This window comes from Kluyvera sp. EC_51 (genome assembly GCF_019584505.1).
Classification (GTDB): domain Bacteria; phylum Pseudomonadota; class Gammaproteobacteria; order Enterobacterales; family Enterobacteriaceae; genus Kluyvera; species Kluyvera sichuanensis.
This window is the reverse complement of the sequence record NZ_VDAG01000122.1, coordinates 111,066-125,412: the sequence shown is the minus strand read 5'-3', so window position 1 is coordinate 125,412 and position 14,347 is coordinate 111,066. Positions and strand designations below refer to the sequence as shown.

At 53.8% G+C, this 14,347-nt stretch carries 16 protein-coding genes; 7 read left to right on the top strand and 9 right to left on the bottom strand.

The window, feature by feature from the left end; all coding sequences use genetic code 11:
• Nucleotides 1-6 precede the first annotated feature (6 nt).
• The 4 genes from potH to rlmC are packed head-to-tail and all read left to right on the top strand — an operon-like array spanning nt 7 to nt 3,522.
• Nucleotides 7-960, top strand: a complete 954-nt coding sequence (potH, locus tag FHC49_RS24045; RefSeq protein WP_220441033.1) for a putrescine ABC transporter permease PotH — start codon at nt 7-9, stop codon at nt 958-960.
• On the top strand, nt 957-1,802 hold the full coding sequence (potI, locus tag FHC49_RS24040; protein ID WP_185666623.1) for a putrescine ABC transporter permease PotI: 846 nt from the start codon (nt 957-959) through the stop codon (nt 1,800-1,802). The genes potH and potI overlap by 4 nt, the downstream gene beginning before the upstream one ends.
• A 40-nt stretch (nt 1,803-1,842) precedes the next feature.
• The gene (locus tag FHC49_RS24035) at nt 1,843-2,352 is read left to right on the top strand and encodes a YbjO family protein (RefSeq protein WP_185666756.1); all 510 of its coding nucleotides are present in this window, start codon (nt 1,843-1,845) and stop codon (nt 2,350-2,352) included.
• Nucleotides 2,353-2,394: 42 nt separating this feature from the next.
• Nucleotides 2,395-3,522, top strand: coding sequence for a 23S rRNA (uracil(747)-C(5))-methyltransferase RlmC (gene rlmC, locus FHC49_RS24030; protein WP_220441032.1), 1,128 nt, complete (start codon nt 2,395-2,397; stop codon nt 3,520-3,522).
• A 79-nt stretch (nt 3,523-3,601) separates the two neighbouring features.
• Here the strand turns inward: rlmC and artJ are convergent, their stop codons facing one another.
• The 6 genes from artJ to FHC49_RS24000 all read right to left on the bottom strand — a co-directional run bounded on the left by artJ (nt 3,602) and on the right by FHC49_RS24000 (nt 8,203).
• Entirely contained in the window at nt 3,602-4,333 is a 732-nt protein-coding gene (gene artJ / locus FHC49_RS24025; RefSeq protein ID WP_123651343.1) for an arginine ABC transporter substrate-binding protein ArtJ, read from the bottom strand.
• A 174-nt stretch (nt 4,334-4,507) separates the two neighbouring features.
• Nucleotides 4,508-5,176: an arginine ABC transporter permease ArtM gene (gene artM / locus FHC49_RS24020; protein WP_185666619.1), complete on the bottom strand. Its 669-nt coding sequence runs from the start codon at nt 5,174-5,176 to the stop codon at nt 4,508-4,510.
• Nucleotides 5,176-5,892: an arginine ABC transporter permease ArtQ gene (gene artQ / locus FHC49_RS24015; RefSeq protein ID WP_185666617.1), complete on the bottom strand. Its 717-nt coding sequence runs from the start codon at nt 5,890-5,892 to the stop codon at nt 5,176-5,178. The genes artM and artQ overlap by 1 nt, the downstream gene beginning before the upstream one ends.
• Nucleotides 5,893-5,898: 6 nt before the next feature.
• Nucleotides 5,899-6,630: an arginine ABC transporter substrate-binding protein ArtI gene (gene artI / locus FHC49_RS24010; protein WP_220441031.1), complete on the bottom strand. Its 732-nt coding sequence runs from the start codon at nt 6,628-6,630 to the stop codon at nt 5,899-5,901.
• A gap of 17 nt (nt 6,631-6,647) precedes the next feature.
• Entirely contained in the window at nt 6,648-7,376 is a 729-nt protein-coding gene (artP, locus tag FHC49_RS24005) for an arginine ABC transporter ATP-binding protein ArtP (protein ID WP_185666614.1), read from the bottom strand.
• Between the two features lie 311 nt (nt 7,377-7,687).
• Complete coding sequence (locus FHC49_RS24000; protein WP_185666612.1) at nt 7,688-8,203, bottom strand: lipoprotein; 516 nt, start codon at nt 8,201-8,203, stop codon at nt 7,688-7,690.
• Between the two features lie 229 nt (nt 8,204-8,432).
• On the opposite strand from FHC49_RS24000, the gene FHC49_RS23995 reads away from it, so the two are divergent.
• Entirely contained in the window at nt 8,433-8,756 is a 324-nt protein-coding gene (locus FHC49_RS23995; protein WP_185666610.1) for a heavy metal-binding domain-containing protein, read from the top strand.
• Nucleotides 8,753-9,589: an N-acetylmuramoyl-L-alanine amidase gene (locus tag FHC49_RS23990; RefSeq protein WP_220441030.1), complete on the top strand. Its 837-nt coding sequence runs from the start codon at nt 8,753-8,755 to the stop codon at nt 9,587-9,589. Before FHC49_RS23995 ends, FHC49_RS23990 begins: the two co-directional genes overlap by 4 nt.
• A 3-nt stretch (nt 9,590-9,592) precedes the next feature.
• On the opposite strand, the gene FHC49_RS23985 is transcribed toward FHC49_RS23990, so the two are convergent.
• From FHC49_RS23985 to ltaE, 3 genes are all read right to left on the bottom strand, one after another.
• Entirely contained in the window at nt 9,593-10,606 is a 1,014-nt protein-coding gene (locus FHC49_RS23985) for an NAD(P)-dependent oxidoreductase (RefSeq protein WP_185666607.1), read from the bottom strand.
• 87 nt (nt 10,607-10,693) lie between these two features.
• Entirely contained in the window at nt 10,694-12,136 is a 1,443-nt protein-coding gene (locus tag FHC49_RS23980) for an SDR family oxidoreductase (RefSeq protein ID WP_220441029.1), read from the bottom strand.
• A 10-nt stretch (nt 12,137-12,146) separates the two neighbouring features.
• Nucleotides 12,147-13,148, bottom strand: a complete 1,002-nt coding sequence (gene ltaE / locus FHC49_RS23975; protein ID WP_220441028.1) for a low-specificity L-threonine aldolase — start codon at nt 13,146-13,148, stop codon at nt 12,147-12,149.
• 476 nt (nt 13,149-13,624) lie between these two features.
• Here ltaE and FHC49_RS23970 point away from each other — a divergent pair, with 476 nt between their 5' ends.
• Nucleotides 13,625-14,275: a hypothetical protein gene (locus FHC49_RS23970; RefSeq protein ID WP_220441027.1), complete on the top strand. Its 651-nt coding sequence runs from the start codon at nt 13,625-13,627 to the stop codon at nt 14,273-14,275.
• Nucleotides 14,276-14,347: the final 72 nt, after the last annotated feature.

The window sequence follows — 14,347 nt, the reverse complement described above, 5'->3', positions numbered from 1 at the left end:
GGGGCTATGAGTACGTTTGAACCACCAGCCCGTTCGCGCAAACCGGGCGGCTTCGTCCTGTGGCTAGCGCGCATCAATATGAAGCACGGGCGCAAGCTGGTCATTGCCATGCCGTACGTGTGGCTGATCCTGCTGTTTCTGCTGCCGTTCCTGATTGTTTTCAAAATCAGCCTGGCGGAGATGGCGCGCGCGATCCCGCCGTATACCGATCTCATGGAGTGGGCCGACGGTCAGCTCACACTTGCGTTGAACTTCGGCAACTTCCTGCAGCTTACCGACGATCCGCTCTACTTTGAGGCCTATTTGCAATCATTGCAGGTGGCGGGGATCTCGACGATCTGTTGTCTGCTGCTTGGCTACCCATTGGCGTGGGCGGTGGCGCACAGCAAACCATCAACGCGTAATATTCTGCTGCTGTTGGTGATTCTGCCGTCGTGGACCTCGTTCTTAATCCGCGTTTATGCGTGGATGGGGATCCTGAAAAACAACGGCATTCTGAATAACTTCTTGATGTGGTTAGGCGTTATCGATCAGCCGCTGACGATTCTGCACACCAACCTGGCGGTCTATATCGGCATTGTCTACGCCTATCTGCCGTTTATGGTGTTGCCTATCTATACCACGCTGACCCGCATCGACTATTCGCTGGTGGAAGCCTCGCTGGATCTGGGCGCTCGCCCGCTGAAAACCTTCTTCAGCGTGATTGTGCCGCTCACCAAAGGTGGGATTATTGCTGGTTCGATGCTGGTGTTTATCCCAGCGGTCGGGGAGTTTGTGATCCCGGAACTGCTCGGCGGCCCGGACAGCATTATGATTGGCCGCGTGCTGTGGCAGGAGTTCTTTAACAACCGCGACTGGCCGGTGGCCTCGGCGGTGGCGATTGTGATGCTGTTGCTGCTGATCGTGCCGATCATGTGGTTCCATAAGTATCAGCAAAAACAGATGGGAGACCACGGATGAACAACCTGCCTGTCGTAAGATCGCCGTGGCGCATTCTGATTCTGGTGATTGGCTTTACCTTCCTCTATGCGCCGATGCTGATGCTGGTGGTCTACTCGTTTAACAGCTCGAAGCTGGTCACCGTGTGGGCGGGCTGGTCGACGCGCTGGTACGGCGAACTGTTCCGCGATGATGCGATGATGAGCGCTGTAGGGCTAAGCCTGACGATTGCGGCCTGCGCGGCAACCATGGCGGCCATCCTCGGCACCATTGCCGCTGTAGTGATGGTGCGCTTTGGTCGTTTCCGCGGGTCCAATGGCTTTGCCTTTATGATAACGGCACCGCTGGTTATGCCGGATGTCATTACTGGGCTGTCGCTGCTGCTGCTCTTTGTGGCATTGGGCCACGCGATTGGCTGGCCTGCCGACCGTGGCATGCTGACCATCTGGCTGGCGCACGTTACCTTCTGTACGGCGTATGTGGCGGTGGTTATCTCTTCGCGGTTGCGTGAACTTGACCGTTCGATTGAAGAGGCCGCGATGGATCTCGGAGCGACGCCGCTGAAGGTCTTTTTCATTATTACGCTACCGATGATCATGCCTGCTGTGGTCTCCGGCTGGCTGCTTGCCTTCACGCTGTCGCTCGACGATCTGGTGATTGCCAGCTTCGTCTCGGGTCCAGGTGCGACCACGCTGCCAATGCTGGTCTTCTCCAGCGTACGCATGGGGGTGAATCCGGAGATTAACGCCCTGGCGACGCTTATCCTCGGCGTGGTCGGAATTGTCGGATTTATCGCCTGGTATCTGATGGCGCGAGCAGAAAAACAGCGAGTGCGCGATATCCAGCGTGCAAGACGCGGATAATCCTCTTAAAATCAGTAGGGATGTGCAGTCGATGCCGCGAATGTTCGCGGCATCGTTTTCATGGAAGGCAACAACATTGGAACTGTTTACTCGAAGCCGTCAGTCGCATGCTCGTCTGAATGTCCCTGCTTTGGTGCAGGTGGCGGCGCTCGCCATTATTTTAATCCGCTGTCTCGATCTGATTATGATAATCAACCTGCTCGGGCTGCATGGCATTGGCGAGTTTATTCACCGTAGCGTACAGACCTGGACGCTGACGCTGGTTTTCCTCAGTAGTCTGGTGCTGGTTTTTGTCGAAATAGGCTGCGCATTTTCGCTGGTGAAAGGGCGTAACTGGGCACGCTGGGTCTACCTGCTGACGCAGGTAATTGCTGCCAGCTATCTGTGGGCGGCATCGCTGGGCTATGGCTATCCTGAGCTGTTCAGCATCGCGGGCGAGTCGAAGCGGGAGATCTTCCGCTCGCTGGTAATGCAAAAAATGCCGGATCTGCTGGTTTTATGCCTGCTTTTTCTGCCCGCGGCCTCCCGGCGATTTTTCCGCTTACAATAACGGTGATACAATCCACGCCCCCGATTTTCTCAAGGTCTTTTTATGCAGTGCGCACTTTATGATGCCCATCGTTGCCGTTCCTGTCAGTGGATTGAGCAGCCGATAGCCGAGCAACTCGCGGCCAAAATGGCCGATCTCCAGACGTTGTTGGCGGATTTTTCCGTTAACGCCTGGTGCGCACCGGTATCTGGCCCGGAACAGGGCTTTCGTAATAAAGCCAAAATGGTGGTCAGTGGTAGCGTTGAGCGTCCGCTGCTCGGCATGCTGCACCGTGACGGTACGCCGGAAGACTTAACCGACTGCCCGCTTTATCCCGATTCGTTTGCCCCGGTCTTTGCTGCACTGAAGCCGTTTATCGCCCGTGCGGGTTTGACGCCCTACAACGTAGCGCGTAAGCGCGGCGAGCTGAAGTATCTGCTGCTCACCGAAAGCCAGCTGGACGGTGGCATGATGCTGCGTTTCGTGCTGCGCTCAGAAGCCAAGCTGGCCCAACTTCGCGCAGCGCTGCCGTCGCTACAGGCGCAGCTGCCGCAGTTGAAGGTCATTACCGCCAATATCCAGCCGGTGCATATGGCGATTATGGAAGGCGAGCAGGAAATCTTTTTTACCGAGCAGCAGGCGCTGGCAGAAAGCTTTAACGACGTGCCGCTGTGGATCCGCCCGCAGAGCTTCTTCCAGACCAACCCGACGGTGGCGAGCGCGCTGTACGCCACCGCGCGCGACTGGGTGAGGGCGCTGCCGGTTAACCATATGTGGGATCTGTTCTGCGGCGTCGGCGGTTTTGGTCTGCACTGTGCTACGCCGGAGATGACGTTGACCGGCATCGAAATTGCGCCAGAAGCTATCGCCTGTGCTAAGCAGTCGGCGGCGGCGCTGGGTCTGGATAAGCTCCATTTCCAGGCGCTGGATTCGACGCAGTTTGCTACCGCTCAGGCCGATATTCCGCAGCTGGTGCTGGTTAATCCACCGCGTCGCGGCATTGGTAAGGCGCTGTGTGACTATTTAAGTGAGATGGCGCCGGAGTTCATTATTTATTCAAGCTGTAATGCGCAGACGATGGCGAAGGATTTTGCGTATCTGGTGGGGTATCGCGTGGAGAAGGTGCAGCTGTTTGATATGTTCCCGCATACGGCGCATTACGAGGTGTTGACGCTGTTGGTGCGGCGATAGTCCCGGCGGCGCTTCGCTTGGCCGGGCTACGTGTTTCTGGTAGCCCGGGCGTACAGTTAGCGACCCCGGGAACGGCTGATTACTCAGCAAACCACTTATCGTTAATCTTCTGGTAGGTCCCGTCAGCTTTAATCGCCTTCAGCGCGCCGTTCAGTTTTTCCAGCAGCGCTTTGTTATCCGGACGTACTGCAATGCCCAGACCGATACCGAAGTATTGCGGATCGGTCACTTTTTCGGTGGCCGCGCCCAGCTGCGGGTTGGTTTTCAGCCATTCATTCACCACCGCGGTATCACCGAACACGCCGTCGATACGGCCATTTTTCAGGTCGATAATCGCGTTCTGGTAGCTGTCATAAGCCACGGTTTTCACTTCCGGATGCTTATCCATCAGGTATTTCTGGTGGGTGGTGCCGTTTTCCATCCCGATACGTTTGCCTTTCAGGTCATCAAAGGTTTTGAACTCACCTTTTTTGGCAATCACCAGCGCCGAGTTGGCATAGTAGGCATCGGTAAAGGCAACTTGCTTGCTACGCTCTGGGGTGATGTCCATGCCGGAAATGACCGCATCGTATTTCTTAAACTTCAGCGCCGGAATCAGGCTATCGAACGCATGGTTGGTGAACGTACACTCAGCCTGCATCTGCTTACAGAGCGCGTTAGCCAGATCGATATCAAAGCCGACAATCTGGTTGCTGGCATCCATGGATTCAAACGGCGGGTAGGTGGCGGAAACGCCAAAGCTGATTTTATCTGCGGCCTGAGCGCCTGCGGCGACGGTGGCAAGTAAGGCGGCCAATACTAATTTTTTCATGGATGAGCTCCTGTCTGTCTCGCTTATTGGATGCTGCCCTGCGTGTGGCATGGAGCTACAATGCCACTAAGTGAATTTGTATGCAATATATTTGATTAAGTATTTTATGTGTCGCAAAAAAAAACGGACAAGCCAATGGCTTATCCGTTTTTATAAACGCAGTTTATGCAGAAGTTAGTCGCGATGTTCGAAGGCCAGCGCCTTGCGCTCGATTAAACGCATCATCAGCGTCAGCAGGCCGTTTACGACCAGATAAACCAGCCCGGCAGCGCCAAAGACCATCACGTCATAGGTGCGCCCGTAGAGCAACTGACCGTGGCCCATCACTTCCATCAGCGTGATGGTGTAGGCAAGAGACGTACTCTTGAACACCAGCACCACTTCGTTGGAGTAGGACGAGAGCGCGCGTTTAAACGCATACGGCAGCAAAATAGCCAGCGTATCTTTCTTACTCATCCCCAGCGCATCACAGGACTGCCACTGGCCTTCTGGAATGGCGCGAATCGCCCCGAAGAACAGCTGTGTGGTGTAAGCGGCGCTGTTCAGCGACAGCGCAATCAGCGCACACAGCCACGGCTCAGAGAGCAGGTGCCACAGCACCGGGTAGTTCTGCAGCGTCGGGAACTGGCCTGGGCCGTAGTAGATGAGGAAGATCTGCACCAGCAGCGGCGTACCGGTGAACAGCGTAATGTAGCCGCGAACCAGCCACACCAGCACCGGCGTTTTCAGCGTCAGAATGATGGTGAAAATCAGCGCCAGCACCAGCGCCACCACGATGGAGGCAACGGTCAACGTCAGGCTGGTGTGCAGCCCTTTCATCAGTTCCGGTAAATACTCGAGCATCAGCCTGGTCTCCGTTCAAAGCGAGTGGTACGCAGGTCAATGCGTTTGAGGATGTACTGGCTGAGCAGGGTAATCACCAGGTAAATAGCCGCCGCCACGATATACCAGGTAAACGGCTCCTGGGTGCGAGTGGCGATACTCTTGGTTTGCAGCATCAGATCGTTCACGCTAATCAGCGACACCAGCGCGGTATCTTTCAGCAGCACCAGCCACTGGTTCCCGAGACCCGGCAACGCGTGACGCCACATCTGCGGCATCACCAGCCGGAAGAAGATGGCGCTTTTCGACATACCCAATGCCTGACCGGACTCCCACTGACCTGCCGGTACCGCTTTTAACGCGCCGCGCAGAGTCTGTGAAGCGTAGGCTGCGTAGAGCAGAGAGAGGGCAATCACGCCGCACAGGAACGGGCTGACGTCGAAGTTTTCGATCTGCATCTGTACCGGAATCTGTACGAAGCCGAGGTTGATGTTAAAACCGTCGGACAGCGTCAGCAGCAGCTGTGAAGAGCCGAAGTAAATAAACAGCACCACCAGAATTTCCGGCAGGCCGCGCAGCACGGTAACCACCGCGGAGCCGAGCCATGCGATAGGGCGCCATTTAACTGACTCCCATACCGCAAAGAACATCGCCAGCGCGAGGCCGATTATCAGTGCACAAACGGCAAGGCCGACGGTCATGCCGGCGGCGCTTGCTAAAGGAAACATTTCGTTCATCAAGTCTTACTTCTGGAACCATTTAGCGTAGATGGTTTGGTAGGTACCGTCTTTCTTCACTTTTTCCAGCGCAGCGTTGAATTTCTGCTGCAGCTCGGTGTTGCCCTGACGGACAGCAATACCCAGGCCGGTGCCAAAGTAGTCTTTATCGGTCACTTTATCGCCGACGGCCGCCAGCTTATCGTTGGCTTTCAGCCACTCGGTCACCACGGCGGTATCACCGAAGACCGCGTCGATACGACCGTTCTGCAGATCCAACTTGGCGTTCTGATAGCTGTCGTAAGGCACAGTCGTGATTTCCGGATGTTTATCCATGATGAATTTCTGGTGCGTGGTGCCGTTCTGCACGCCCACTTTTTTGCCTTTCAGTTGGTCGACGCCGGTGAACTTGCCTTTCACGCCGATAAACAGGGCTGAGTTGTCGTAGTACGGGGTGGTGAACAGCACCTGTTTTTCACGTTCTGGGGTGATATCCATACCGGCCATCACCGCATCGATACGGCGGAATTTCAGGCTAGGAATCAGGCTATCGAAAGACTGGTTGCTGAAGGTACAGGTCGCATCGATCTCTTTACACAGGGCGTTCGCCAGATCCACGTCGAAGCCGACGATCTTATTGTTGGCGTCCATGGATTCAAACGGAGGGTAAGAAGCTTCGGTCGCGAAACGGATAGTTTGAGCGGCGGCAGCGGAGAGGCTGACGCTAGCAAGCAGCGCGGCAATCAGTACTTTTTTCATCGTCATTGTCCTGAATCTCAGTGAGAAAGATAACTTCTAAATTCATCAGTCTGTGGGCTGTTAAAACAGCTTGCATCGCCTTGTTCGACGATATAACCGTTTTCCATGTACACCACACGGCTGGCCGTTTTACGCGCCACTTCCACTTCGTGGGTGACGATAACCTGGGTAATGTTGGTTTCAGCCAGTTCGTGAATAATGCTGACGATCTGGGCGGTGATTTCCGGGTCAAGCGCGGCGGTCGGTTCATCAAACAGCAGAACCTGCGGCTCCATCATCAGCGCACGGGCAATCGCCACGCGCTGCTGCTGACCACCGGAAAGGTGCAGCGGATAGCGATCGCTAAACGGCTTGAGACGTAAACGCTCCAGCAGTTTTTCCGCCCGTGCCATCGCTTGATCTTTGCTTAAGCCCAGCACGCGGCATGGCGCTTCAATCAGGTTTTGCACCACCGTCAGGTGAGGCCAGAGATTGTATTGCTGGAAGACCATGCCGACGTTTTGACGCAGTTCGCGAATCGCTTTGTCTGACGGGGTCTTAGCAAAATCGAAATGGTTACCCGCAATCGCCAGGGTGCCGGATTTCGGCATTTCCAGCAGATTCAGCACGCGCAGGAGTGAGCTTTTACCTGCGCCACTTGGGCCAAGCAGTACCAGCGTTTCGCCCTCAGGGCATTGCAGCGTGATGTCGAACAGCGCCTGATGCGCGCCATAAAAGCAGTTAATGCCGTCTAATTTAATGCTCATTGATACCCGTCACGAATGTGTTGTTCTCGCCCTGGAAAGGCCAGGTGCATGCTCTGCTGTCGTTTTTGGATTTCTCCGCTGAAGGTATCAGCCCATAGAGAATTATCAGCAATTGAGGCCGCAAATAGTACCTTTGACAGAATAGTTATGCAATATTTGTGCGTTAAAACTTAAATATAAACCAACTTTTCTTTTAAAGTTAGCACAAAATAACGGGCGGGGTGGGCGAGGGGTATAAATGTCGGCATTCCACGGGGAATGCCAGACATTTTGCCGGGATAAGGCATTTGACAGAATTACGTTACAATTTATTAACGTTTCTCAAGAGATTGACGCAATGTGCCTGCTGGAGCATGGGTGTTGTTGCCGAGATAGCGAACGTCATCAACGGCCCAGCAGTTGCCTTCGCGAACCATCAGCACTTCATCTTTCCAGCTCTGGGTTCCCTGTTTTAACTCCACGCGCAGCGGAATATTGCGGGCGTCGGTATTCGGGATGGTGGAAGCGCTAGCAACATCGGTACTGTCAGGTGCGCCCGCGCTGCTGGAGAACAGGTTAGATTGCAGCAGCGCACGTTTGTCTGGATCCTGACTGCTATCGCTCAGCAGCTTCGCCAGACCGTCGCTCAGGTAAGGGCGAAGTGCGGTAAAGTCGGTGCTACGTTGCTGTTTTTGTGCGTCGTAAAATTTCTGCGCCACGGCGTCCGGGCCGCCTTCTACGCACTGTCCTACACGGGTTCCGGTATCTTTATAGGCCGGTGTTACGGTGGTACAAGCGCTCAGCAGAAGTGCTGCGGGAAGAAGAAGTGTAAGGTTGGTGTAACGCATAGTGATTCCTTGTTAGCTGTCTCAACATTCATCGCCCATATGCCGCCATGCAGCGGGCGCGATTTATGTACACCCGTCATACTTCAAGTTGCATGTGCGTTGGCTGCAACTCGAATTATTTAGGGTATATACAATAATGAAGTAATCCCTTTTCAAGCATAGCGTATCGGTCCGATAATGCGTTTAGCGCAGAGAGCTAAGGCATTGAACGTTAACGAAGGAGTAGTCCATGCAATTTTCTACGACCCCCACCCTCGAAGGGCAGTCCATTACTGAATACTGCGGCGTAGTGACGGGAGAGGCGATTCTCGGGGCCAATATTTTCCGCGATTTTTTTGCCGGTATTCGTGACATCGTTGGTGGCCGCTCTGGCGCCTATGAAAAAGAGCTGCGCAAGGCGCGTGAGATTGCATTTAAGGAGTTGGGCGAGCAGGCCAAAGCGCTGGGTGCGGATGCGGTCGTCGGGATTGATATTGACTATGAAACCGTGGGCAAAGACAGCAGCATGTTGATGGTCAGCGTGAGCGGTACGGCGGTCAAAACGCGCCGATGAAACGTTTATTCACCGTGATGATGCTGGCGATGGTGCTGGCGGGGTGTGCCGGGGAAGATAAAAAGGCCGTAGTTGAAAAGCAAAACTATGTGCTGGATACCAGCCGGGCGTCGCCGCAGGCCTATCCCCGCATCAAGGAACTGGTGATCCACTATACGGCAGATGATTTTGACGTCTCGCTGGCGACGCTACTCGGTCAGCAGGTAAGCGTGCATTACCTGATTCCAGCGGTGCCGCCGCTGCTGCACGGCAAGCCAAAAATCTGGCAGTTGGTGCCGGAGTCGAAGCTTGCCTGGCATGCGGGCATCAGCTTCTGGCGCGGCGCAACGCGCATCAACGATACCTCTATTGGCATTGAACTGGAGAACCGCGGCTGGCAGAAAGCCGACGGTGCGAAGTTCTTTACGCCGTTTGAACCGGCACAGATTCAGGCGCTGGTGCCGCTGGCGAAAGATATCATTAAGCGCTACAACATTGAGCCGCAAAACGTGGTTGCCCATTCGGACATTGCGCCACAGCGTAAAGACGATCCAGGGCCGCTGTTTCCGTGGAAGTCGCTGGCGCAGCAGGGTATTGGCGCATGGCCGGATGAAAATCGGGTGGCGTTCTACCTGAACGGGCGTGCACCTAACGCACCGGTAGCGACCAATAATCTGCTCGATCTGTTGGGGCGCTATGGCTATGAAGTGAAGCCTGGGATGACCAGAATGCAGCAAATCAGGGTTATTGCCGCCTTCCAGATGCACTTCCGCCCGACACGCTATGATGGCGTTGCCGATGCGGAAAGTCTGGCGATTGTCGAGGCGCTGTTGGAGAAATACGGGCAGGGCTAAGCCCTAGCGGGGCAGCTTACCGTGATCTTCCAGCCAGGCGGCGGTACGGATAATACCGTCGTCAAGCGAGACGATGGGCTCATAGCCCAGCTCTTCGCGAGCGCGGCTGATATCCAGCGTAAAATCGAAGTTCAGCTTTGAGACGCCGTAGTGAGTGAGCGAAGGCTCTTTCGCTTTTTTATCACCAAAACGCTCCATGCTGCGGGCGATCATGTCCAGCATTGGATAAGGCACCGAACGGATCCGGCAGGGGATATCCAGTTCGTCAATCAAACGCTCTACGATGCTACGCAGGGTGCGTGGTTCACCGTTAGTGATGTTGTAGGCGCGGCCGGAAGGCAGGTCGTCACAGCGTGGTTGGCTGGCAAGCCACATCGCGTGAACCGCATTTTCGTAGTAGGTCATATCGACCATCGCATGGCCGCCGCGCGGTAATAATACGCTGCCGTAATGGTGCATCATCTGCGCCAGACGCGGAATAAATACTTTATCGTGCGGCCCAAAGACGCTCTGTGGACGCAGAATCGTGAAGCGGGTATTGGGGTTGGCCTGCGCCAGCAGTTGGATCACCTCTTCGCTGGCCGCTTTGCTGCGGGCAAACTCGTTGGCGAAACGGTGCGGGCGGAAATCTTCGGTGATATCGCGATGATGATGGTAATCAAAGTACAGCGACGGCGAAGAGATATGGATGAAGTTGCGAACGCCCCACGCGACGGCCCACTCACCCAGACGGCGGGTGGCGCGAACGTTGGCTAAGTCGAAAGCGGCCTGCGTGCCCCACGGCGAGGTAAAACTGGAGCAGTGCCACAGCGTGTCGACGCCGGCCAGCATCACTTTGGCCTGGGAGGAAACCAGCTCGGTCAGGTCAGCATGGACGAATTCCGCGCCCATTTTTTCCAGCAGTTTGCCCATCGCTTCGTTGCGACCGCTCGCTCTGACGCTGATGCCTCTGCTACGCAGATATTCAACCGCGTTTCTGCCTAACCCGCTGGTGGCGCCGGTGACCAGTACCTTCATAATCATCCACAGTGTTAAAAAAGTTTTTCGTGCGCATTCTTCCGTTTATTTCACTCGTATGCAATGGGAAACTAAGACGAAAAAGGGTTATTGCGCACTTTTTCCTGTCGCTTCTTCTGCCAGACGGGTGATACGCCGCGCCATTCCCCGGAAGATAAACAGATGTGCCGGGATCATCAACAGCCAGTACAGTAATCCTGGCATACCGTGTGGATGCCACCAGGCGCGAACGTCCAGTTCCCGATGCGTGCCTTTATCGACCATGGTAAAGCTCAGACGACCAAGGCCCGGCGCCTTCATGCCGAACAGTAAGGTTAGCGCTTTTTCCGGCTCAACGATAATCACCTTCCAGCTGTCGACGGTATCACCTACCTGTAGCATATCTCGCGGCGGGCGGCCTTTGGCGAGCCGATGGCCGACCAGCAGATCCATCGCTGCGCGCGTTTTCCACAGTACGTTACCGAAGAAATAGCCCTCTTTACCGCCCAGACGATTAACTACCTGCCACAGGGCGGGGAGGCTCGCGGAAGTCTGTACGGTAAAGCCAGCTTGCTTGGCAAAAAAGCCGTACTCGGGTCGCCAGCGGGCAAAGGCCTGCGCGTCGTAGCCCCAGTCGCTGGAGTTGGCGAGCTTTTTTTCCTCTTCCAGCGTGCGGCGCACCGCTTCGTCGAAAGGGATCAACTGCTGCGGGATCAGCGCCCGCAGCGTGCGATCGTCCGCCAGCAGATCGTGCTTTAATCCCTGGATCAGCGCTTTGGCGATCGTCGGCGGCACGGAGGTAATTACGTTTAAGAACCACACCGAGATCCAGCTGGTGGGAAGTGGGATCGGGATAAGCGGCCGATGGCGACCGCTGACCGCCATAAAATGTTCAAACTGCTGCTGGTAGGTCAGCTCCTCCGGGCCTGCCGCTTCGAACACGCGGTGCTCCGTTGACGGATGGTTTAAGAGTTCGACCAGGTAGACCAGCAGGTTTTCCAGCGCGATAGGGGTGGTACGCGAACGTACCCAGCGCGGCGGGGTAAGTACCGGCAGGTTGTACACCATGTCGCGCATCACCTCAAAAGCGGCTGAACCTGCGCCGACAATGATGCCGGCACGCAGTTCGCTCACCGGTACGCCCGCGCTGCGCAAAATATCGGCGGTGAGCTGGCGGGCGCGCAGATGCGGGGACTGTTCATGTTCCGGAGCCTGGAGCGAGCTTAAGAAGATCAGCTGCTTAACCGGGGTTATCAGTAGCGCGTCGCGCACGTTTTCCGCCACCCGACGTTCGTGCTTAATAAAATCTTTACTCTCACCCATACCGTGTACCAGGTAGTAGACGGTATCGACGCCGTTAAGCAGCCTGGCGACATCGGTGGTTTTTTCCAGATCGACCGAATAACAGGTCACGCCCGGAAGTTGAAGTTTTTGCAGCCGCTCAATACGACGCGCCACGGCCCGCACGGTATATCCGCGCTGGCTTAATTCAGACACCAGGTGCTGGCCGATATAGCCGCTGGCACCAAAAACCAGAATAGTACGTGGCACGTCAGGCTCCTTAGCGGGCTAAAAAGGCTTTCCAGTGTGAGACGACTTCCGTGAGCTGCTGGCGATTAACGTCCAGATGGGTCACCAGGCGCACGACAGGGGAGGCGTTAATCAATACCCCACGTTCCTTCATGTACTCACCCAACTGGGCAGCGTGAGCGTCGCCGACGCGGACAAACAGCATATTGGTATCATGGCGCATCACATCCGCACCAATCTCACGCAGCTGCCCGGCAAGCCATGCGGCGTTGTTGTGGTCATCCTGCAGGCGGGCAACGTTGTTTTTCAGCGCATACAGCCCGGCTGCCGCCAGAATGCCTGCCTGGCGCATTCCACCGCCGGTCATTTTACGCCAGCGGTTTGCTCGCTTAATGTAGTCGTGGCTGCCAACCAGCAGTGAACCAACCGGTGTGCCGAGGCCTTTAGAGAGGCAGATGGTGAACGAGTCGCAGTACTGGGCGATATCTTTAAGCTCGCAGCCATAGCTGACCAGGGCGTTGAAGATGCGTGCGCCGTCTACGTGCAGTGCCAGGCCGCGCTCGCGGGTAAATTCCCACGCGTCTTTCAGGTACGCTTGCGGCAGCACTTTGCCGTTGTGGGTGTTTTCGATGCTCAGCAGCTTAGTGCGCGCGAAGTGGATATCGTCGGCTTTGATTTTCGCCGCCACTTTATCGAGCGGCAGCGTGCCGTCTGAGGCGGCATCAATAGGTTGTGGCTGGATACTGCCCAGCACCGCGGCACCGCCCGCTTCATACAGATAGTTATGCGCGCCCTGGCCGACAATATACTCTTCACCGCGTTCGCAGTGGCTCAGCAGGGCTACCAGGTTGGCCTGGGTACCGGTAGGTAAGAAAAGCGCCGCCTCTTTACCAGACAGTTCAGCGGCGTATTGCTGGAGGGCGTTAACGGTAGGGTCGTCGCCATAAACATCATCACCGACCGGTGCGGCCATCATCTCTTCCAGCATGGCGCGCGTCGGGCGGGTTACGGTATCACTGCGTAGGTCGATCACGGCATTTCCTTTTAACTCAGAATAATGCCCCCATTTTTACCTGAGCCAGTGGTTTTTCGCCAGTTTGATCGCGTCACCCTCATTCGGTTTTTTATCTTCGGTTCTCTATCGATCCTGGTTACGTTGGGCGCAAATCGAACCAATGGTTAGGGTTAAAATAAGCAATGAGGGTAGTGTATTAACGTTTTAGTCAATGAGATTATTCAATTTTTATATTAGCATTTTTAATGCAAAGTGACGTGTATCATTAATATAAATATACTTTTTATGCCTTTACCCATAATTTAAATTCCCGTAATGACATAGCGTTAATCAAAGTGGTAATAATAATGTGTGTAAAAGAAATGTGATTTTTAAAGCCAGCAACTTAATGATGTTGAATTATTTTTGTTGCAAAGATCATTCCTGTTACATTTTAAAAAATAAAAACATATATGTTTATTGCTATTGTTAAATATCTTTAAAACTCTGGGGAAATGATGATTTCATTTGTGACCAATAATTTTCCACTCATGAAGGGAATGGAAGGCATAATACAAAAGTGTGATAGTTTTAACTGTGAGCCTTGCTTTCTGATCATTGATACAACGATGCCAGAGGCATTGATGTATTTGAATTCCAATAAATTAGTGACGGCATGTGGTATTTTTATGCTTGTTAATAACATAAATGAAATATACCTACTACAGCATGTTAATTTCGTCTGTCCGGTGATATATATCGAATTATCATCAGAAATAAATGAAATTGAATCTAAAGTTAATGATTTTATCAGGAATGCAAAATCCAGAAATAACTGTCATTATAATATTGGAAATATCTTATTTCAAAGACTAGTGCCGAGAAATGAGTTATTGGCGGTTCGAATGTTTTTTATGGGGGAGGATATACTGACAATATCAAAAGAGTTGCGAGTCAGTAAAAAAAGCGCTCTGAATTACATACGCAATGCAATGGTTAAATTAAACTTAAAATTTAGCGTGCAAAGCTATAATTTGTTCCGAACCTACGAATTCCTCGTTCAACGAACGTATCTGAAAAAAGATTGTGGCTATGATGGTGTGTATGATGAAATAAAATGTTTATTGATCAAAAATCGTATCAGGCTAACTATCCTGGCGGTATAAGAATCACCAATTTGTTACCCTCTATAATTTATCCCCGCTATGAGTGCATCATACGTGGGGATAGTATAAACA